The 20460-nt window shown below is 43.7% G+C and carries 16 protein-coding genes and 1 pseudogene; 9 read left to right on the top strand and 8 right to left on the bottom strand.

Going from position 1 to position 20460, the window contains the following annotated elements:
- Positions 1-422 precede the first annotated feature (422 nt).
- Entirely contained in the window at positions 423-1982 is a 1560-nt protein-coding gene (locus IQR33_RS02110) for a methyl-accepting chemotaxis protein (RefSeq protein ID WP_193843467.1), read from the top strand.
- 147 nt (positions 1983-2129) lie between these two features.
- Here IQR33_RS02110 and IQR33_RS02105 read toward each other — a convergent pair whose 3' ends face one another.
- Positions 2130-3029, bottom strand: coding sequence for a LysR family transcriptional regulator (locus IQR33_RS02105; protein WP_115386754.1), 900 nt, complete (start codon positions 3027-3029; stop codon positions 2130-2132).
- A gap of 141 nt (positions 3030-3170) precedes the next feature.
- Here IQR33_RS02105 and accD point away from each other — a divergent pair, with 141 nt between their 5' ends.
- A complete protein-coding gene (gene accD / locus IQR33_RS02100) occupies positions 3171-4034 on the top strand; it encodes an acetyl-CoA carboxylase, carboxyltransferase subunit beta (protein ID WP_193837195.1) in 864 nt (287 codons plus the stop codon).
- Between the two features lie 31 nt (positions 4035-4065).
- Here accD and IQR33_RS02095 read toward each other — a convergent pair whose 3' ends face one another.
- On the bottom strand, positions 4066-5043 hold the full coding sequence (locus IQR33_RS02095) for a hypothetical protein (RefSeq protein WP_193837196.1): 978 nt from the start codon (positions 5041-5043) through the stop codon (positions 4066-4068).
- A 448-nt stretch (positions 5044-5491) separates the two neighbouring features.
- Between IQR33_RS02095 and IQR33_RS02090 the strand changes: the two genes are divergently transcribed.
- Together IQR33_RS02090 and IQR33_RS02085 are read left to right on the top strand one after the other, a co-directional pair.
- The gene (locus IQR33_RS02090; RefSeq protein ID WP_193837197.1) at positions 5492-7918 is read left to right on the top strand and encodes a M9 family metallopeptidase; all 2427 of its coding nucleotides are present in this window, start codon (positions 5492-5494) and stop codon (positions 7916-7918) included.
- 282 nt (positions 7919-8200) lie between these two features.
- Complete coding sequence (locus tag IQR33_RS02085) at positions 8201-8431, top strand: PAS factor family protein (protein ID WP_005375384.1); 231 nt, start codon at positions 8201-8203, stop codon at positions 8429-8431.
- Between the two features lie 77 nt (positions 8432-8508).
- On the opposite strand, the gene IQR33_RS02080 is transcribed toward IQR33_RS02085, so the two are convergent.
- Positions 8509-8886, bottom strand: a complete 378-nt coding sequence (locus IQR33_RS02080) for a carboxymuconolactone decarboxylase family protein (protein WP_042521541.1) — start codon at positions 8884-8886, stop codon at positions 8509-8511.
- A 58-nt stretch (positions 8887-8944) separates the two neighbouring features.
- Complete coding sequence (locus IQR33_RS02075; RefSeq protein ID WP_005375386.1) at positions 8945-9301, bottom strand: MerR family transcriptional regulator; 357 nt, start codon at positions 9299-9301, stop codon at positions 8945-8947.
- Positions 9302-9821: 520 nt separating this feature from the next.
- Here IQR33_RS02075 and IQR33_RS02070 point away from each other — a divergent pair.
- Complete coding sequence (locus IQR33_RS02070; protein ID WP_193837199.1) at positions 9822-11171, top strand: alpha-amylase family protein; 1350 nt, start codon at positions 9822-9824, stop codon at positions 11169-11171.
- A gap of 108 nt (positions 11172-11279) precedes the next feature.
- Here the strand turns inward: IQR33_RS02070 and IQR33_RS02065 are convergent, their stop codons facing one another.
- A complete protein-coding gene (locus IQR33_RS02065; protein WP_005375388.1) occupies positions 11280-11573 on the bottom strand; it encodes an ArsR/SmtB family transcription factor in 294 nt (97 codons plus the stop codon).
- A gap of 245 nt (positions 11574-11818) precedes the next feature.
- Here IQR33_RS02065 and IQR33_RS02060 point away from each other — a divergent pair, with 245 nt between their 5' ends.
- Positions 11819-12112 carry a hypothetical protein gene (locus tag IQR33_RS02060; RefSeq protein ID WP_005375389.1) on the top strand — a complete coding sequence of 98 codons (294 nt, stop codon included), beginning with the start codon at positions 11819-11821 and terminating at the stop codon, positions 12110-12112.
- Positions 12113-12204: 92 nt separating this feature from the next.
- Here the strand turns inward: IQR33_RS02060 and IQR33_RS02055 are convergent, their stop codons facing one another.
- From IQR33_RS02055 to IQR33_RS02045, 3 genes are all read right to left on the bottom strand, one after another.
- Complete coding sequence (locus IQR33_RS02055; protein WP_193837200.1) at positions 12205-14169, bottom strand: monovalent cation:proton antiporter-2 (CPA2) family protein; 1965 nt, start codon at positions 14167-14169, stop codon at positions 12205-12207.
- Positions 14166-14783 (bottom strand): NAD(P)H-dependent oxidoreductase, encoded by a 618-nt coding sequence (locus IQR33_RS02050; RefSeq protein WP_005375391.1) that lies wholly within the window; start codon positions 14781-14783, stop codon positions 14166-14168. The genes IQR33_RS02055 and IQR33_RS02050 overlap by 4 nt, the downstream gene beginning before the upstream one ends.
- A 166-nt stretch (positions 14784-14949) precedes the next feature.
- Positions 14950-15375: a universal stress protein gene (locus tag IQR33_RS02045; RefSeq protein ID WP_005375398.1), complete on the bottom strand. Its 426-nt coding sequence runs from the start codon at positions 15373-15375 to the stop codon at positions 14950-14952.
- Positions 15376-15820: 445 nt separating this feature from the next.
- Here IQR33_RS02045 and IQR33_RS02040 point away from each other — a divergent pair, with 445 nt between their 5' ends.
- The 3 genes and pseudogenes from IQR33_RS02040 to IQR33_RS02030 form a co-directional block, all read left to right on the top strand.
- Positions 15821-17392 carry an ABC-F family ATP-binding cassette domain-containing protein gene (locus IQR33_RS02040; RefSeq protein WP_193837201.1) on the top strand — a complete coding sequence of 524 codons (1572 nt, stop codon included), beginning with the start codon at positions 15821-15823 and terminating at the stop codon, positions 17390-17392.
- A 206-nt stretch (positions 17393-17598) separates the two neighbouring features.
- Positions 17599-19749, top strand: a complete 2151-nt coding sequence (locus IQR33_RS02035; RefSeq protein WP_193837202.1) for a prolyl oligopeptidase family serine peptidase — start codon at positions 17599-17601, stop codon at positions 19747-19749.
- 528 nt (positions 19750-20277) lie between these two features.
- Positions 20278-20460: pseudogene (locus IQR33_RS02030) on the top strand (hypothetical protein); the annotation flags it as partial.

The following is a 20460-nucleotide window of genomic DNA, read 5'->3' as shown; positions in this document are numbered from 1 at the left end:
CCAAGTCATTCTCGCTTCACCAAGCATCTCGGATTACAACCGCTGCGATTGTGGCTCTAATATCTGAACCTGAGATACTAAATGATAAAACGGGAGCACTGACCACAGCGCTCCCGACGGCAAAACGCTAATTAGAACTCTTTTCTTTAATGTTCGATACCAATTTGGTCGCATAGTTAAATTTAACTATGCAAACGTTTCCTTTTGCGTACTCGTCCCTTCGCCAAACCTCGTAGAAATGTGACGTTTTGAAGACTTTTTTTCCTTCTGTCTAAAGTAATCGGGAACCAAGCAGATACATAGTTATAAAGTTATGTCTTGCTCTGCCAAACAGACCCAAAATGCAGTTTGGTTGGTTTTGGAGAAGAAAGGCTTAGCGCTCGATTAATGAGCATCAATTGAATTGTATTGAGACAATTATAATGAAAAGAATCATCTTATTAGCAGTCTGCGCCATGTTTGGTATTGCTGTCGTGGCGAGTATGGCATCAACGTACCTAATTTCGAGTCAGAAAATCGATGACATCATCTTAAACAAATCCCAAGTTCAAGCTGAGTTTCTAGCGGGAAATGCGAGTTATATTTTGGAGAACTCAGCTAATCCAATGCAAGATTTACAATCGCTTGTTGAGGGGCTGAAACAACGTTCAGACGTGAGTTATGCCGTTGTAATTGACCGTAACGTAACGGCAGTAGCCCACAGTGATAAGCACAAGCTGAACAAAACCTATAACGATGCATATACTGTTGAAGGCGCGACGAGAGGTGTTCAACAGTACTCAAAGTGGTATGCCGATGTCCAGAAAGTATGGGTGTTTGACATCATGGCACCAATTTATGTGGATGGTCAGTTATACGGTACTTTTGATATCGGTATTCCTATTACTGAAGTGAGCCAAGCGACGAATGGAATTATTACTTACCAGTTGATCTCTATGGTGGCGATCTTCGTTATGTGTGTTTTGATTCTGTCACTTTTGCTAAATAAACTGATGAGACCGCTTTCTGCGCTTAAAGACGCTCTACAAGACATCTCAAAAGGAGACGGAGACTTAACCGTTCGTTTGCCAGCGAAAGGTAATGACGAAGTCGCGCAAATTTCTTCTGCTTTCAACGTTTTTGTTGGGAAAGTACATGAGATTATTACACAAGTTGTAAATACTGGTGTGGAGCTTAATAGTTCAGCTGTCGCTTTGCGTGGGCAATCTCAACAAGCGCTCACAAGAGGGCAAGAGCAGAACGAGCAAACCATGCTGGTTGTCACATCCATGAACGAAATGATTGCGACGGTCAATGAAATTGCCTCCAATGCTGCTGGAGCGGCAAATGCTGCGAGTGCAGCAAGTAATGAAGCGCAAGATGGCTACACGACGCTAGAAAGAACCAAAACGGCGATGACTAATCTTGAAAACGAGATGAACAGCACTTCCAACATTATCGTGAGTCTTGCTGAAAATACTCAGTCGATTGGTAGTATTCTAGAGGTGATTAGAGGTATTTCGGAGCAAACCAATCTATTGGCTCTCAATGCGGCTATCGAAGCTGCACGCGCTGGTGATGCCGGCCGAGGTTTTGCAGTCGTAGCTGATGAAGTTCGCAACCTAGCGACTAAAACGGCTCATTCTACCGATGAAATTGACAACATGATTCACCAGCTACAAACTGAAGCTCAAAGTGCGGTGAATTCAATGAGCAATAGTAAGACTCTTATTGAAGAAGGAACGGCAGAAACCGAGTTAGCTCGACAGGCTTTAGAAGCAATAGCTGCACAAGTGACGACTATTTCAGATATCAATACTCAAGTAGCAACCGCAACAGAACAGCAATCAACGGTAGCAAACGAAATTAATATGAACATGGATACCGTCAGCCACTCAGTGAAAAGTGCGCTAACGGCGAGTGAGCAACTAGAAGAATCAAGTCAACAACTCGCGGAGCTATCGCGAACACTCGATCGTCACGTAGGAGCGTTTAGAATCTAAACGCCAACTGACCCTCTTTAATAAAAGCCAGTAAATGTTAATTGCTGGCTTTTTTATTTGAAAAAATCGAGTCTCAAATCGCTTAGCGGTGTTTGTCCTTTCTAGACGATAAAACAGAATACGATAAATTAGTTGAGTAAAGCTTAGCTAGGCGTTAAGTTTTGCGTTTTGCTTTAAATGTTCAACAAACATAGATATTTTCTTAGCTACATGTTTTCTAGACGAGTAAAAGGCGTAAAGCACTAAATCCTCAGGTTCGTACTCTAGAGTGACGATTTCTAGCTCACCATTTTTGATCTCATTTTGGCATGACTCAATTGGCAATATTGCGTATCCAAGCCCTGATAACGCGCCATATCTGGCGAGATGACCGCTGTTTACTTTGAATGAAGATTGCACAGTTTGAGTAATATGGCCTCCAACAGGGTTTCTGAATACCCATGGTGCACCATTTACAGCGGTAAGCGTCGTGATGCAGGGAACATGACTTAGATCCGTAATTTTGTAAGGGGTGGCGTATTTCTCAATTAGTTGAGGCGCGGCTAAAATGGCACTGGGCCAGCGTTTTATCTCTCTCGCCACCCAGTTACTGTCTGACAAAGTCCCTCTATGAAAACTCAAAATGACATCAAAGCTGTCAATAACATCATCTTTAGGGTTTAGCGTTGTATCGCAAGACAAAGAGATTGACGGGTATTGCGTGCAAAAGGTGACAACCGCTTTGGCCAGTACAGGTGTGTCTGGCATAAGAATTCGCAGTTCCCCTGTTACCGTGTGCGAGTGGCGCGTTACCGTTTCTAGTGCGGCGTTGAGTTGCTCCAATAACGGACGAGTGCTGCTATAGAGCTCTTCTCCAGCCTCGGTAGGTGTCATTCGCCTTGTTGTTCTATTGAACAACCTAATGTTTAACTTTTCTTCAAGCAGGGCAATGTGTCGGCTGATATTTGATGTTGGTATATTCAAACACTCAGCGGCTCGCTTAAAGCTGTTGTTCTCATAAACACAGTGAAAACTTTTTAACCAGATTTGGTCAACGTTATCAAACATTTCATTATCCCACTTTATTGGATTATCAAGCCAGCATATCGCACTTTATCCCTGTACTAAGTTACATACAATTTTATTTACAAGTTTAAGCGAACAAACAACGAGATATCGCGCTAGAACGTAATCAATAGAGGTGAATTTATGAGCTGGTTAGAACGGTTATTTGAGAATAAAAATATAATAGGTTCGCGCAAAGCGTCTATCCCTGAGGGCGTTTGGACAAAGTGTCCTGAGTGTGAACAAATACTTTATCGTGCCGCGTTAAAAGAAAATTTGGAAGTATGCCCTAAATGCTCATATCACATGAGAATGGCTGCGCGTCAAAGGTTGATCTCTTTTCTGGACTATGGAACACAACAAGAGTTGGCAAGTGAGTTGGAGCCACAAGATATTTTGGGTTTTAAAGACTTAAAGCGATATAAAGAGCGAATTGCTTTAGCACAGAAAACGACTGGAGAAAAAGATGCGTTGGTGGTGATGGAGGGCAAGTTATTGGGGCTGCCTGTTGTTGCGTGTGCATTCGAATTCTCTTTCATGGCAGGCTCGATGGGCGCAGTGGTTGGCGAGAAGTTTGTCCGAGCAGTTGAAAGCGCAATTAATACAAAATCTGGGTTAGTATGTTTTTCCGCTTGCGGAGGGGCGCGCATGCAAGAGTCTTTGGTGGCACTCATGCAAATGTCAAAAACCAGCGCCGCGTTAAACCACTTATCTGAGCACAGATTACCCTATATCTCAGTATTGACGGACCAAACTTATGGTGGCGTCTCGGCGAGTTTAGCCATGTTAGGAGACATCAATATTGGTGAACCTAAAGCAAGTATTGGCTTTGCGGGAAGACGGGTCATTGAGCAAACGGTACGTGAAAAGCTACCAGACGAGTTTCAGCGAAGTGAATTTTTACTAGCGCATGGTGCGCTAGATATGATTGTCGATAGACGTGAAATGCGCGATCGCGTTGGCCGCTTACTGGCTAAGTTAACCAACGCGAGGGTGGTCTCAGAATAGGTTGTATTAAAGTTAGACTTAGTACTTGCGTTTATTGAGCCGTAATCATTACAAACCGTTCATTTTGCCCCCATCTTGGTTCCGCATTCATTAGGCTGAGATCCAACGCCGTTTGGTATGGGTCAACAGCAAAATGGTCGCTTACTAACCCCCAGAGCATCCAGTTGATTGCGGTTTCATTCTCGGTAAGCTCTTCGAGTGGCGCTTGGAGGAAAAAGTACTCATCTTCGCCATCGTAACCGAGCCGATCATAGATAATGTTGCGTAGCTCTCGATCCAAATCATGTTGGAGGTTGATTGAGTCGTACAGTTGCTCTTCTGTTGGGCCATTCTCATGGTGATAAACATTGCGTTTTGACTCTTTGTGTAAAGTACCTGCGCCAGTTTCAATGCTTACTTTCTTTTGCGAGTGTTGCTCAAGAACTTGAATGATTTCATCCTCTAGTTGATCGAGTTTACTCAGCAAAACTTGATTGTTTATGTCACCAGCGGGGGAGGCCATCGTTTGGAAGGCTTTCACTCTCTCGTAGACTGCTTTCCCGTGAGGAAGGGCTGCAAAACACTGTTCTTGGAGCGCTTCATTGGCTTGCCAAATGCCCGAGTAGAGCTCGTAATCATGTGTATATGGTGGAAGCTCTTCAGTATCTTCCCCTAATAATTCTCGCCAGTGCTTTTGCCACTGTTCTTCTTTTGCGTGTTTTACACGCGCGTATTGCTTAATCCAGCGGTTACGAAGTTTTACCCCAAAAATGGCAAGTCCCCATGGAGCGAGCAAATAAAAATAATAGTGAGAAGAGTTATCCCAAAAGTAACCGTAAACGTAAACACCAAAAGCAAGCACCCAAGTTCCAATAGTACAAGCAATAACCCCGGACATTATTGATGATTGGCGCTTTGTTTCTCTTAATGTATTACCTTCAGCACATAACCAAAAAATGCCGCCAAAAACAAAGGCAAACGTTGTCATGAAGTAGGCAAGCGCCGCTCCCAAAAATCCCCAAAGTGACATGTATTATCCCTAGCCAAATATCTGCTTATTCACTCATCAATGACTGGAGGAGTAAATGTGTTTGATTTGGCGGAGAATTTACCATTAATGCCAACCTTTTGATATGCACTCGATGACTTATTGGGAATGAGTCACAAATAAAAATAGATGGTATCAAGCATCAAAATTTAATTTAGAACCTTTGATTGTCGTGAACTCTATCTGGAAGAGTTAAGGGTGGAGTTTAAGGGCAATTTTCCTCATAAAGTCGTTATTTAGAAAAAGGTAAATTAATGTTTTTATTGATAATTGTGAGTTTTTTTTGGAGTGGGATTGCTCCCATTTAATTAGAGTAAAAGGCCTATTTTTGGGAGCGGTTTCATAAATTTTATGACACTGATTTCACTGTTTGAGCTGTAAAGAATATAAACCCCCACTCAATGTATGTTAATAATCAATGAGTGTTGTTATGTCTCATATCCGTTTTTTCCCGCGCCATCGTTTGGCGCTTGCTTGTATGCTAGCGAGTGTGTCTGGCTTCTCTTTTGCACAAAATCAGTGTGCTGTTGCTGATTTACAACAATCGCGAGATCTGGCTACTGCCGTTTCTGGTGCTGAGTATGATTGCTACCACGCTTGGTTTTCCGCACCTTCAGAAACGCTGAATGATATCTATAGTGAAGCGAGCCTAAGCCGTATCCAAGTCGCGCTGGATCAAGAAATCGCTCGCTATCGTGGTGAAGCAGATCAAGCTCGTATTCTAGAGAACCTAGGCGAATTTATTCGAGCGGCCTACTACGTTCGCTACAACGCTGGTACTGGTACACCTGAGTTTTCGCAAGCGTTGAGTCAGCGTTTTGCTCAGTCGACGAACCTATTCCTAAACAACCCTCATGCTTTGGATCAAGGTCGTGAACAAGTTGGTGCAATGAAGAGCCTGACTTTGATGGTTGATAACGTTAAGCAGTTGCCGCTGACCATGGATAGCATGATGGCCGCGTTGATGCACTTTAATCGTGAAACCGCGCAGGACACGCAATGGGTCGATGGTTTGAACAACTTGTTCCGCTCTATGGCAGGCCATGCGGCGAACGATGCGTTCTACCGATACATGGCAAACAATACTCACCATATTGATACGTTGGTGAAATTCGCATCTGATAATGCTTGGGCATTAGATACGGATGCAAGCTTTATCGTTTTCAATGCATTACGTGAAACTGGTCGTTTGCTCGCGAGCCCAGATCAGGAGACCAAACGCAAAGCATTGGCAGTAATGCAACAGGTGATGCAGCGTTATCCACTGGGTAGTGAGCATGACAAACTATGGCTTGCTGCCGTTGAAATGATGAGCTACTACGCACCAGAAGGCCTAAATGGTCTGAATATTGAGCAAGCCAAGCAAGATTTAGCTGCACGTGTAATGCCAAATCGTTTTGAATGTCAGGGACCTGCCATTATTCGCTCTGAAGATCTGACCGATGCTCAAGCAGCGAAAGCGTGTGAAGTGCTAGCGGCAAAAGAAGCCGACTTCCATCGAGTTGCGAATACGGGTAATCAACCTGTCGCTGATGATTTGAATGATCGTGTTGAAGTGGCGGTATTCGCGAGTAACGCTAGTTACGTTGATTACTCTTCATTCCTATTTGGTAATACAACGGACAACGGTGGTCAGTACCTAGAAGGTGACCCTTCAAAAGCGGACAATACTGCGCGTTTCGTCGCTTATCGCTACGCGAATGGTGAAGATCTCTCTATCTTGAACCTAGAACATGAATACACGCACTATTTAGATGCACGATTTAACCAATACGGTTCGTTCAGCGATAACTTGGCTCATGGTCATATTGTTTGGTGGCTAGAAGGTTTTGCTGAATATATGCATTACAAGCAAGGTTACCAAGCTGCGATTGAGCTGATTGCAGATGGTAAACTGAGCCTTTCCACTGTGTTTGATACCACGTACTCTCACGATACCAATCGTATCTATCGTTGGGGTTATCTAGCTGTTCGATTCATGTTAGAAAATCATCCACAAGACGTCGAAAGCTTGTTGGCATTGTCGCGCTCTGGCCAGTTCGAACAATGGGCACAGCAGGTGACGTCTTTAGGTCAACAATACGATGCTGAGTTTGAGCGTTGGTTGGACACATTAAAAGTGAAACCTGAGCAACCTGGTACAGACCCAGAAGAGCCAACAGAACCAACAAGCCCTGAAGCACAAGTGACTGAATTGACGGCGAACCAAAGTCTTCAGCTCAGTGGCGAAGCATACAGTGAAAAACTGTTCTATGTTGATGTTCCAGCTAACACCGTTAACTTCAATGTATCTATTGAGGGCGCGGGTGATGCGGATCTTTACATGAGCTACAACAAAGTTGCGCATTACTATGATTTCGAAATGAGTCAATATGCTGATGGCAGCAATGAAGAGATTGTGTTTGAACCAGAGCAAGATGGTTACGTTAAAGCGGGTCGTTACTACATCAGCTTAACTGGACGTGATAGCTATGACTCAGTAAATCTTGTGGCTGCGTTAGAAGTGGAAGCGCAAACACCGCCAACCCAAGTGCAAGATGATTTAGCACCTGTGGTACTAGAGTCTGGTGAAGCCAAAATGCTTACCGTTCACAAGCAGCGTTATGCAGCAGTTTATGTGCCTGAAGGTGTAGAAGAGGTTTGTGTATGGCTAACGGCTCACTCTCAAACTGGTAATGTCGATCTATACGCGAGTAGGGAGCATTGGCCTACAGTAGAGCAGCACGAGTATGCGTCCAACTATGCAGGCAGCAATGAATACCTTGCGATTCCTATTACTGAAGCAGGGTACGTGCACTTCGCTCTTCAGGCTCCAGAGCAAGGCGATGACGTTGAAATGCTAGTGCACTTCAACTAAACAGGTTCGATTAACTAAAGTCGAGATAAAACGTCGCTGATACAGCGACGTTTTTGTTTATATCGGACACGATTATAAACAAACAGCGGCGAATGCTAGTTAATCGGCTGATCTATCGAGTTATCAGTTGCCCTTTTTCTAAACGGCTTTAGGTTTGTATTGCAATTTACCGCGCACATAAACTTTTTTAGCGACGCGTTCTGTGACCTAGCTTCTGATTTGTGTTTCCCAAATAGATACAATATATATGCACCCCGTGCAATAAAGTGAAAAGGGAAAGACATGAAAACGCTTATTTATGAAACGTTGATTAGCCTTGCTAACCAAGAACCAGAACAACATGCAAGAATCCGACAAAATCTCTATGAACAGTTGGATCTGCCGTTCGATAAGCAGCTGGCTTTGTATTCTTGTGCCCTTGGTCCTGCAAGTTCAGGCAAGTTGGAGAGCAGTCAAGGCATTAACAACGCGGTAGATTGCGCGGTTAAACTGCTTGAAACTCCTGAGCGCTAATTCACTCGTTGTTTTAATCACGGCCCGAACCCCAAGGGTCGTTTTTAATTGCGGTTAAATTGATTTCAACGTCGTTATTACTCTGCTCTTTCCGCTAGCACTTCTTTGAATGCAAACATGCCGTTTAATGCCGCGGGAAAACCTGCGTAGACGGACATCTGCAAAATGATCTCTTTAATCTCATCCTCGCTACAGCCTACATTCAGCGCTGCATTTAAGTGCACTTTTAGTTGCGGCGCGCAATTCCCCATTGCCGTTAGCGCGGCGACGGTTGCGATTTCTCTCGATTTTAGGTCTAAGCCCGGGCGAGCATAAATATCGCCAAACGGATACTCAATGGTGTACTGAGCTAAATCTGGACAAATATCTTGTAAGCTTTCGATGACATTATGACCAGCGTCACCATCAATTTGAGAGAGTAGTTCTAATCCTTTGTTAAAGCGTGATTGTTCCATCGGTATGTTCCTAGTGAATAAACGTAAACACACCTTAATCGTTAGAGTTAACTCTAAGTCAACGAACTTTTCCGCTTTTATACAAGGCAATTTTTTCTTCTAGAGCCGATAAGTGCTTTTTCTGTTGCTCAATGTGGCGTTTGAGGTTTTCTTGGTGTTGTTCTAACAGGGCTTGACGTTGTGGTACAGATTGAGAGCCGACTTCCCTTAATTTGGCATACTCTAGAATCTCTTCAAGTGGCATTGCAGTTTCTTTTAAACGCTTAACAAAGCTTATCCAGTTTAGATCTTTCGAACTATACATTCGATGTCCACTCGCGTTTCTATGGACATGTTTAAGTAAACCGATTTTTTCATAGTATCGAAGTGTATGAGCAGATAGCCCGACGAGGTCAGAAAATTCTTTGATATTCATTATTATCCTCCAAGGTAGAGCATACCCCATAGAGATAAGCTAAGTTTCGCATTTTGAAGTCATTTCGGGACAGATACAAACAGAAATCTTTAGTCTTTTAACGCTAGGTATGGTGATTTACTGGATTTTTGAAACGCGCCAAACGTGATCCATCTGCCAGTTTCGTTTTATTAACAATTGATTACTCAACGGGTTGGCTTGGCTATTTTTATCCTTTGGGCCTATTTTAGGGCGTACATAGGTCTTATGTTCTATCTTTTTAAATTTAAGTTTTTGTTAATCAAAACAATGCCTTAGTTTTGTGTTGGTCTGTTCGGGTTGTATGTCGTGTGCCCGTTATTCACTCAGAACGATTTATCGCTGTGCAATGGATGAGTCGCTACGCCTTCGATTTCAGCCTTGAGTTAGTGCTAAAAGGGTGAGTGCCTCTGATGAATAGCTTTTATAATTTCGATTATTGAATTCACTCACAAAAAAATGCAAACAAGTAATCGTGAGTGGAAACGAGCAGGAGAACAACATGAGTGGCTCACAGGAAACACAATCATTCGGTGCAAACGTTATCTTACATGCGTTTGATTGGAAGTATGCTGACATTGCCCAACGAGCAAAAGAAATCCGCGAGCTTGGTTATGGCTCTGTGTTGGTTTCGCCACCAATGAAAAGCGCACACGATGAGCGCTGGTGGCAGCGTTATCAACCACAAGATTATCGTGTTATCGATAATGCTTTGGGTGATACCAAAGATTTTATTCATATGGTTCGTGAACTGGAGCAAGTTGGTGTGTGGGTTTATGCCGACGTAGTGTTTAACCATATGGCAAATGAGGCCCACCTTCGCAGAGACCTTCAGTACCCAAGACAAGAGGTCTTGGAGGAATACCAGAACAACAAACAGAAATATCAGTCGCTAGCGTTGTTTGGCGATCTATCTCAACCACTTTTTGATGAAGAGGACTTTGTTGAAGCATTCGGCATCAAAGACTGGAAAGATAAGTGGCAGGTTCAAAACGGACGTATCACAGGTGGACCAACCGATCCTGGCTTGCCAACTCTTCGTGTTTGTGACCATGTCGTTGAGCAGCAGCGAGCGTACCTAAAGGCGCTGAAAGCTATTGGTGTGAAAGGTTTTCGTATTGACGCTGCGAAACACATGACGTTAGAGCATCTTAAGCGTGTTTGGACAGACGACATCACGCGGGATGTGCATATATTTGGTGAAATTATTACCGATGGCGGTGCGACGGAAGAAGAGTATCAGCTGTTTCTTGAGCCGTATCTACAGGAAACTCGCCTAGGTGCGTACGATTTCCCTTTGTTCTCAACCATGTTTAAGGCGTTTGCTAAAAAGGGTAGCTTCAAGTCTCTGATTGATCCCTATTGTTTTGGTCAGGCTCTGTCCCCCGGCCGTGCGATTACATTTGCTATCACACATGATATTCCTAACAATGATGTCTTTCTTGATCTCATCATGGACGAGGAAAACGAATGGTTAGCTTATGCCTATATTCTAGGCCGAGATGGTGGTGTGCCGTTGATTTATACCGACTTAAACACCAGCGGTATTAAAGGTAAAAATGGTCAGCCAAGATGGCAGGGTGCATGGAGCGATCCGAGAATGGCAAAAATGATCCAGTTCCATAATATGACGCATGGCGAGCCGATGAGTGTTCTTGAAGGTAACGATGACATGCTCGTACTTAAGCGAGGTGACAAAGGCATTGTGGTGCTTAATAAATCACAGCGTCAACAGTCTTTGACATTAAAAATCGATGGTAATTGGGTTGATTTGATGACAGAACAAATCATTCCAAGTGACGGTAAGTTAATCGTACCATCTAAGTCGTCGATGTTACTCGTCGCGAACTAGAAGATGTACACACCGAGGTTAGCAACTTCGGTGTGTATGTTTATCATCGTCATTCACGTTCTGCTGAAATTCAATATAAACTCAAACTCTCTCGTTTTTGCTAGAAATTTATGAGCACTCGTTAACGCAACATTCTGCTTTTAAAAAACCAATTACGTCATCTAAGCACTGATATTCTGCGACACAAAAAAGGGTTCTACCCTCGCGGCGCTGGGTGAGAAGACCAGCTGAAGCAAGGCTCGAGATATGATGAGAGAGAGTGGATGCTGGAATGCCAAGCTTTTCTTGTACGCCGCCTACCGCGATACCTTTGTATCCCGCTTTGACGACTTCTTTGTAAATACTTAAACGAGTCGGATGCCCTAACTCTTTTAGTGCTTTAGCAACGGCTTCAAGCTCCATACTGACCTCTAAAGAATGACCACAGTAATTTTGTTTCGATAATAGGGAAAGTCTCGGTAAATGCCAACTATTACGATCTCAGAACAATTTAAATCAGATGAGATTCATGCTGGCTCATGCCTTCATGACAACAATTGTCTGTTCTAATGAGACAGATCAATCTTCATTATTATTTCACGCCACGTTCAAAATCCCTCGTCTACACTCAATGTTGAGTTGTCAGTTGGCAGACCAAGGAGGCGGCCATGATTGCGGTTCATAGAGATTATTGTTTGTCTAACAGTTCGGAGTTACATGCCCACGTTAAAGTCAATCCTGTCGGTAAATTAGAAGTTGAGATTGTTGAACTTCAAGAGCGCCACACCACAGAGTTTGATGATTTGTCTTTTGAGAGTCGTGGGTGTGAAACTCGAATCTGTGGTAAAGAAGACACAACTCCGTGGCAGTTCAATCTTGCAGTTACTGATGCGTTAGAGCTTTCTCATTTAGTGGAAGAAGCAAACGAAGAGTATGAGATTTTAATGAATGATCTTATGTAATATCGAGAAGATCATTTTATCCTGCACGGCGTGTGGCTCTGTACTGAAAAAATAAAAACCTCCCAAGCGGGAGGTTTTTAATATGGAGTGCGTTATCGTTGGATAGGCTCTTCTCGTGGTGGTGTTAGCTCTTGGACGTTATCTTCATTAAAGTCATCGGCGTAACCTTTAGGTGGCGGTGTCCAACCTCGTTCTGACCGCGATAGTTTGTCATGACGATCTTTTTGCATCTCTTCCGCCATTTTCTCCTCTAACTGAATAAACAGTTGTCGGAAATTGTTGTCATAGCGTTCACCTTCAGAATCATCCTCCCAAGCTTTGTAGAGTATTTCTGACTTACGTGCTTCAACACGCTTATATGTCGCCTTCTGTTGTTCAACAAAGAAGGGGTGAATGCCAAGGGCTTTCATTGTGTGACCGCCCATCTCCAATGCAGAATGGTAGGTCTCTGATTCAATAATATCAGCTCCCGCTTGACGCAAAAGATAGCCATGTCCACGGTCAAAGGCACGTGCAATCACTGTTACTTTTGGGTACGTGTGCTTAACGTACTTCACCAGTTCTACACTCGATTCTTGGTTATCAATCGCCACAACCAACGCAGCGGCGTGCTCAATGCCGGCTGTATGTAGCATATCTGGTCGAGTCGCGTCGCCAAAATAGGCGCGAGTGCCAATCTGGCGCATGTTATCGACTTGGTCAGATTGATGGTCAAGTACCACGGTAGTCACGCCGTTTGATACCAATAGGCGATTCACTATTTGTCCAAAGCGGCCGATGCCGGCGATGATCACCGTGCCTGTTTCCTCAATCGTATCGCTTTCGCGTTCATTTGACTGGCTTTCAAAGCGCGGCAGAATCACTCTATCAAACAGAATAAACAAACCTGGTGTCAGGAACATCGAAATCGCAACCACTAACGCAAGAGTTTGTGAGAGTTCAAATGGGATGACGTGGTTTTGCACTGAAAAGCTTAGAAGCACAAAGCCGAATTCACCTGCTTGAGCCAAGCTTAGGGTAAACAGCCAGCGGTTGCTGCCTTTCACCCTAAATATCAGTGCAAGAATAAACAGCACCAAGGCTTTCAAAACCATCACGCCAATGGTCAATGCCATGACCAACCAGAAATCACCAAAAAGGACCGAGAAGTTGATCCCTGCGCCAACGGTAATAAAGAACAGACCTAACAATAGGCCTTTAAATGGTTCGATATTGGATTCTAACTCGTGGCGGAATTCACTGTTCGCCAATACAACGCCAGCCAAGAAGGTTCCTAAGGCAGGAGATAAGCCCACTAAGCTCATCAGCGCAGCGATACCAATGACCAGCATGAGTGCAGTTGCGGTAAAGATTTCTCGCAAACCAGAGCTAGCCACATAATTGAGCAGAGGTCGACTTAAAAAGTGTCCACCAACGACGACGATTGCAATCGATGCTGTGATTACGATGCCGTATGCCCAGCCAGGCAACCCCGCAACGAGGCTTAATTCTTCATGGTGCGCTGCGGCTGCTTGAGCCGCGGACTGTGCCTGTTCAATTAATTCAGGTAAGGCCAATAGAGGAATGAACGCCAACATTGGTATCACTGCAATATCTTGAAAAAGCAACACGGAGAAAGCGTTTTGTCCACCTTCCGTCTTCGTTAATCCTTTTTCGCTAAAAGTTTGCAAAACAATCGCAGTAGAAGAGAGGGCGAAGATCAAACCTATGGCTAAGGCTATGGTCCAAGGCTGGTCAAAGTACAAGGCAATACCCATAATCGCTGCGACGGTACCGCCGACTTGCAGACCTCCTAAGCCCATTAAGCGATTGCGCATCGCCCACAACATTTTGGGTTCGAGCTCTAAGCCAACGAGAAACAGCATCATCACCACGCCAAACTCGGCAAAGTGCTGGATTGTTGTTGTTTCTTCACCGACTAAACCGATAATTGGGCCAATGACCACACCTGCGATGAGATAGCCTAAAACGGACCCAAGTCCCAAACGCTTAGCAAGTGGGACTGCAATTACAGCAGCAATCAAATATACGAAGGCTTGTAAGAATATTCCTGTCATGAAGCCTCCTTAATGAGCTCTGGCAATGCGCTGTTAAGCTTGATTAATGACGCCGCAGCTTCAACATCCAACCTATCTTCGACTAAAGCTGTTAGCAGGCTCTTGTACCGCTCAACATGACGAGGGATTCGCCCTTCTTCATCTGCTGTACGTGCACCAAACATCGCGAGAGGGGCAATGTAGTTCATGCCTGTCAGCGCGGACATTTGTTCAATAGGCGCAAGCAGTTGACGAATCGTAAAGTGGTTGTAGCCCTCTGCCTTATAAGCTTCTTCTTTACCCCCTGCAGACAGCACACAAAGCATGGTCTTGCCTTGCAGTGCTGTGCCATCTGTACCGTAAGCAAAGCCATATTCCAAAACCAGATCTTGCCACTCTTTTAAAATCGCAGGCGTTGAATACCAATATAGTGGGAATTGGAAAATCACCACGTCATGTTCACGTAAGCGTTGCTGCTCACGGTCGATATTAATATCGAAACGAGGGTATTCGCCATAGAGATCAACACATGTCACGCCTTCAATTTTTTGAGCTTCTTTGAAAAGTGGAGTATTCACTTCTGAACGATGCTGGGAAGGATGAGCAAAGAGAATGAGTACTTTTTTATTTGCCATAGGGATCCTTGCTATCTAAGTAACCATGCCCAGTAGGAGCGCGGGTTGGTTAGAAAATGTAACTCATAAATGATCGCCAAGCTAGTTTGGAAAACTGTTTAAGCTGTTTCAATATCAATAAAAAACCACCAAATAAATTGGTGGTTTTGGGAAGCGTTACGTTTTACTAATCATGAATAGGGACGACTAGAATATCCACCGGTGACTTGTTAATTAAGTGTCTGGAGTAAGAAATAATCTTGCTCCAGAAATCTTGGTGGTGGCCACAAATCAGAAGATCCACTTCTTGCTCTTTAATGGTGACCTCTAATTTATCAGCTAAGTCGCCAGTACCTACGAAGAAATGTTTAAGTGGGTAATCCATGTAATCACTAAATGTTTTTAAACATTCCATTGAATGCTCATTCAACGGCCTTTGATCCGGGTTTTCTTTAATGTCTACAAGCTCACGATAGATTTCTCCGTGCGTACCATCAATATGAATAAAGGAGATATCGGAGTCGAGATAGTTTGCCATTGATACCGCTCTGTCGATAAGCACGGTGCTTTCATCTGACAGTTCGAGTGCAACAAGGATATGTTTGTATTTCATAACCACGCCCTTATGTGGATTATCTTTACCCTAAGCATAGTATGGCTTGGATAAAAATTGTGTTGCTAAGATCTCGAAATTGTTCAAAGACTTGTTAAAAAGTTAATGTGATATAACAACTTACTGTGAAACTTTCTTTTTGTTCACATTTGGTTAGAAAGCTTGCTTTTTGAACAAAAAAGCGGCTACACTCTGTGCATCATTTCTCTAGGAGATTACGCCAACATGAAGAACTAAACCTGTCATCCATATTTTTACTTATTTTTTGGATCTGCAGGGTTAGTAGGCGTAGCTCACTTTCCGATATTTCTTTGCAACAAGACGACTTTTTGATTTGACGTATATCGTCGAGCTTTTCATAGAGCTTAATGCGTTTGTGCACGCGTTTTGTTGCAATTTCAAATCATAGCTACGGCTGTTGTCCCTGTCATACAGGAGGCAAATTATGCCAGTTTTACAAGCTTTTAATGTTAGCCATCAGTTTGATAATGGCGATACGCTATTCCAGTCTATTTCTTGTTCCATGACTAAACGACGTGTTGGTTTGGTTGGGCGCAATGGCATCGGCAAGTCGCTTTTGGCTTCCATTTTAGCGGGAGAAATTCAGCCTGCCAGCGGTGTTGTGACTGCTCCCTCTTCTTTCATGATGTATCGCCAGCAGCCGTCTGATCTGCTTTCAGGTCAGCAATCGATCGCCCAATTTCTAGGAACAGACTCGGCCTTACATGCTTTGAAGCAGATTGAACAAGGTGATGTTTCTGAGCATTGGTTCGAACTGGTTGGCGAACAGTGGGATATTGAACTGAAACTCAAACAGCAGCTTGCTGCGATGGGCTTGCCGCAAGACCCTGACTTCTCTTGTGCTCGGCTCAGTGGTGGTCAGTTGGCACGTTTGCAGTTATGGCAGTTGTTTGAAAACGAAACGGAGCTTTTGATTCTCGATGAACCATCCAATCACCTCGATACCGAGGCGAAACAATGGTTGATAGAGTCTATGACGCATTTCAGCGGTGCGATTTTACTCATCAGTCACGATCGTGAGCTGCTGCGAGAGATGGAGGAAATTTGGGAGCTATCGGGCCTAGGTTTACAGGCTTTTGGTGGAAATTACGATGTGTACGCCGAGAAAAAACGCACTGAACTGCAAGCGATCGAGAGGCAGTTAGCGCAAGTCGATAAACAGAAAAAACGGTTAGCCGAGCAAGCCCAGAAAAATCGCGAAAAAGCAGACCAACGCGCCGCGCAAGGGAACAAACTGCGCAAAGACGGCAGTCAGCCCAAAATTTTGCTTGATGGAAAAAAGGATAGTGCGACCGCCAGCGCCTCAAATCGCAATAAGAATGAGCAACTCAGACAAGCGCATTTACAAGCCAAAGAACAGGCGTTGCAATTGCGACATGAGCAACTCAAGGCGCAAAAGCTTTATCTTACAGATAATCCGAACCGTTCGCGAAAAGTATTGTCGATACAAGAAGGTATATTACCTTTTGGGAATTCTACACCTATCACGTTGCAGATTTTTGCGAACGACAAAGTCCATCTCAAAGGGAAAAATGGCTGCGGAAAATCAACCTTGTTAAAGACGTTGCTTGGCGAGTTATCGTTGCAGAGTGGTGAGCTGAAAGTGAATACGCCTTTGTATTATCTCGACCAACATTTTGGTGCAGTGAATCCAAATCTTTCGTTACTTGAGAACGTAATGGAGAGCTGCCAAGAGATGACGGAAAGTGAAGCGAGGACCTTATTGGCCGGGATCGGTTTTCGTCGAGATGCAGTGTTTCGATTGGGGCGCCTACTGAGCGGTGGCGAGAAGATGAAGCTCGCGATGCTGATAGTCAGCCACCAAAATTCTCAGCCTTTGCTGCTGCTTGATGAACCAGATAACCATCTCGACCTCGAGTCAAAAATAATGCTTAGTCAGGCGTTAAATACATACAAAGGTGGATTTGTTCTGATCAGTCACGACCAAGATTTCGCTTCTGAGTCTGGGGTTTTGCGCCAAATCGAGCTGACTTAGACGAAAGAGAGTAAACGCCATCGTAGCTCTTCAGTGTTGTTCCCAAGTTCTACACTTCCACTTACTGGTTTGTAGAACTGGCAGGAAATGAGGGAGTTAGGATGGCTTTCACAACTCGTTTAATGAAATTAGATTCATTTTGTCGATATATAGTAGAGTTCTGATGTATTGCACAAAAAGACAACAGAAAAATAAAAAAGAATTTCATGAAAAAGAACACCCTAGCACTCGCAACGGCTCTCGCACTCGGAAGTGTGTTGTCTGTGGCGCATGCAAATGAAGCGGCGCAGTCGTCGGTTGAACAGGTAACCCTGAAAGCCATCACGTACCCAACCACACAAAAAGTGAATGTTGTCGATGACTACTTTGGTACAAAAGTGAGTGATCCGTATCGTTGGTTGGAAGACGATCTCAGCCCAGAAACCGCAGAATGGGTGAAGGCACAAAATGCAGTGACGTTTGATTATCTGTCGAAAATCCCTTACCGCGAGCAGATTGAAGAACGCATCACTAAGCTCATGGACTACGAAAAGCAAAGCCAACCGTTCAAAGAGGGTAAGTTCACTTATTTCTATAAAAATGACGGGTTACAAAACCAAGATGTGCTTTATCGGCAGTTAGGTGATGGTGAAGCAGAAATTTTCCTCGATCCAAATACTTTTAGTGAGGATGGCACCACATCGTTAGCGGGAGTGAGCTTTTCACGAGACGGTTCTTTGGTCGCATACAGCATTTCGGAAGGCGGTAGCGATTGGCGCAAAGTCATTGTGTTAGACACAGAAACCAAAAAGCCCGTCGGTGAAACGCTGGTGGATATTAAGTTCAGCGGCATCAGTTGGCTCGGCAATCAAGGTTTCTATTACTCAAGTTATGACAAGCCACAGGGGAGCGCGAAGACAGATCAACACAAGCTCTACTTTCATAAACTTGGAACGAAGCAAAGTGAAGACCAGCTGATTTTCGGCGGCTTTGAGGAAGAGAAATACCGTTATGTTGGCGGCTATACGTCGGATGATGAACGCTACTTGTTTATCTCAGCCAGCGTATCGACATCGGGTAACAAACTGTTCTTTAAAGATCTGAGTAAGCCAAACAGCCCGCTTAAAACCATTTTCGATAACACCAGTTCTGATACTTGGGTGATAGATAACCAAGGCACGAAGCTGTACTTGGTTACGAACCTTAACGCGCCGAACAAACGCGTCGTGACGGTGGATGCGAGTCAGCCGCAGCCCAAAAACTGGAAAGATTTGATCCCTGAAACAAAGAATGTGTTACGCGTTTCTACCGCGGGTGGCAATTTGTTTGCGAGTTATATTGTTGATGCGATCTCGATGGTGAAGCAATACGACATGAACGGCAAACTCATCCGAGAAATCAAATTGCCTGATATTGGCAGCGCATACGGTTTCTCGGGTAAAAAAGATGAAACCGAAGTCTACTATTCTTTCACCAATTACAAGATGCCCAGCACTACGTATCGTCTGAACATCAAAGATGGTGATAGCGAGGTGTACTACAAATCTAAAGCGCCATTTGATCCAGCTTTGTATGACTCTCGCCAGGTGTTTTACACCTCAAAAGACGGAACAAAAGTGCCGATGATCATCACCTATAAAAAAGGGACACCGATGGACGGCAGTGCACCAACCATCCTATATGGTTATGGTGGTTTCAACATCAGCCTCACACCATCTTTTAACCCGACACGTGCGGCTTGGTTGGAGCTTGGTGGTGTCTACGCGGTAGCGAACATTCGTGGCGGTGGGGAGTATGGTAAAGAGTGGCACAACGCTGGCATTCAAATGCAAAAGCAAAATGTGTTTGATGACTTTATTGCTGCGGCTGAATTCCTAATTGATGAAGAGGTAACGTCATCAAACAAGTTAGCCATTAACGGTGGTTCGAATGGTGGCTTGTTAGTAGGGGCCGTTATGACGCAACGTCCAGAGCTGTTTAAAGTGGCGCTGCCAGCAGTCGGCGTATTGGATATGCTGCGTTACCATACTTTTACCGCAGGTGCTGGTTGGGCGTATGACTACGGCACGGCAGAGCAAAGTAAAGAGATGTTCCAATATCTGAAAAGTTATTCGCCGGTGCACAATGTAAAAGCAGGGGTGGAATACCCAGCAACATTGATTACAACCGGTGATCATGATGACCGTGTTGTTCCTGCTCACTCATACAAATTTGCAGCTGAGTTGCAATCGAAGCAAGCGGGTTCAAATCCGATCTTAATTCGCATCGAAACCAATGCAGGACATGGTGCAGGCACACCAACGCGTAAAATAATTGAGACAAATGCAGATATTTATAGTTTTGCACTGTTCAATATGGGAATAGAGAAACTGCAATAGTGCGAATTGTTTGCGTTTTAGTTATCGAAACGCATCGGCGCTTTATCGCTCGATAATAAAAGGGAATCACAGAGAGTGACTCCCTTTTTATTTATTATAGGCCTACTATTCTAATCTGATGCTAGGCTAATCAAACTAAGGTTTTTTAAATTATTATAATGTTCTAATTAATCTGAAGAGTGTTGTACGATCGAAATGAAACATTGATCGCGATCACCTAAATCCATTGCACTCTCTATTTATATGGTAAAATTAATTAATCATTTGTTCTAATGATAATTGAATTTTCATAAGTTTTAATATTTCCTTCTTCATTGGTATTACCAAATTTCAAGTTATATAAGATATAAGTAGCGGTGATTGAACTTTTACGATGCTTTATTTTATTTTAATTAAAACGTCGAATGTTTCGTCATTATTGAATTTGCTTTGATAATTTATGTTATCCAAAGCGAGTTGTGTTGCTTGCTATTTATGATGACCTCATGACGTGAATAATTTTATAATCATTAAAATGGATACAGTTTTATGAATTTAGTGAAACCGTCTGTTGCCATTATGGTTGCAGCCCTACAACTCGCGTCTTCTGCCTATGCGCAGACAAACAATAACGAAGAACTACAAGATATGTCTGACCCACTTGCGGTATACACCCAAGCGGGCTTTGGTATTACTGATAAAGGCGCGAACATCAAAATCGGTCAAACTTAT

The organism is Vibrio sp. OPT46, from assembly GCF_015163535.1.
Taxonomy (GTDB): domain Bacteria; phylum Pseudomonadota; class Gammaproteobacteria; order Enterobacterales; family Vibrionaceae; genus Vibrio; species Vibrio alginolyticus.
Note: the sequence above shows the minus strand (reverse complement) of the source record. Positions and strands in the feature narration are given on the sequence as shown.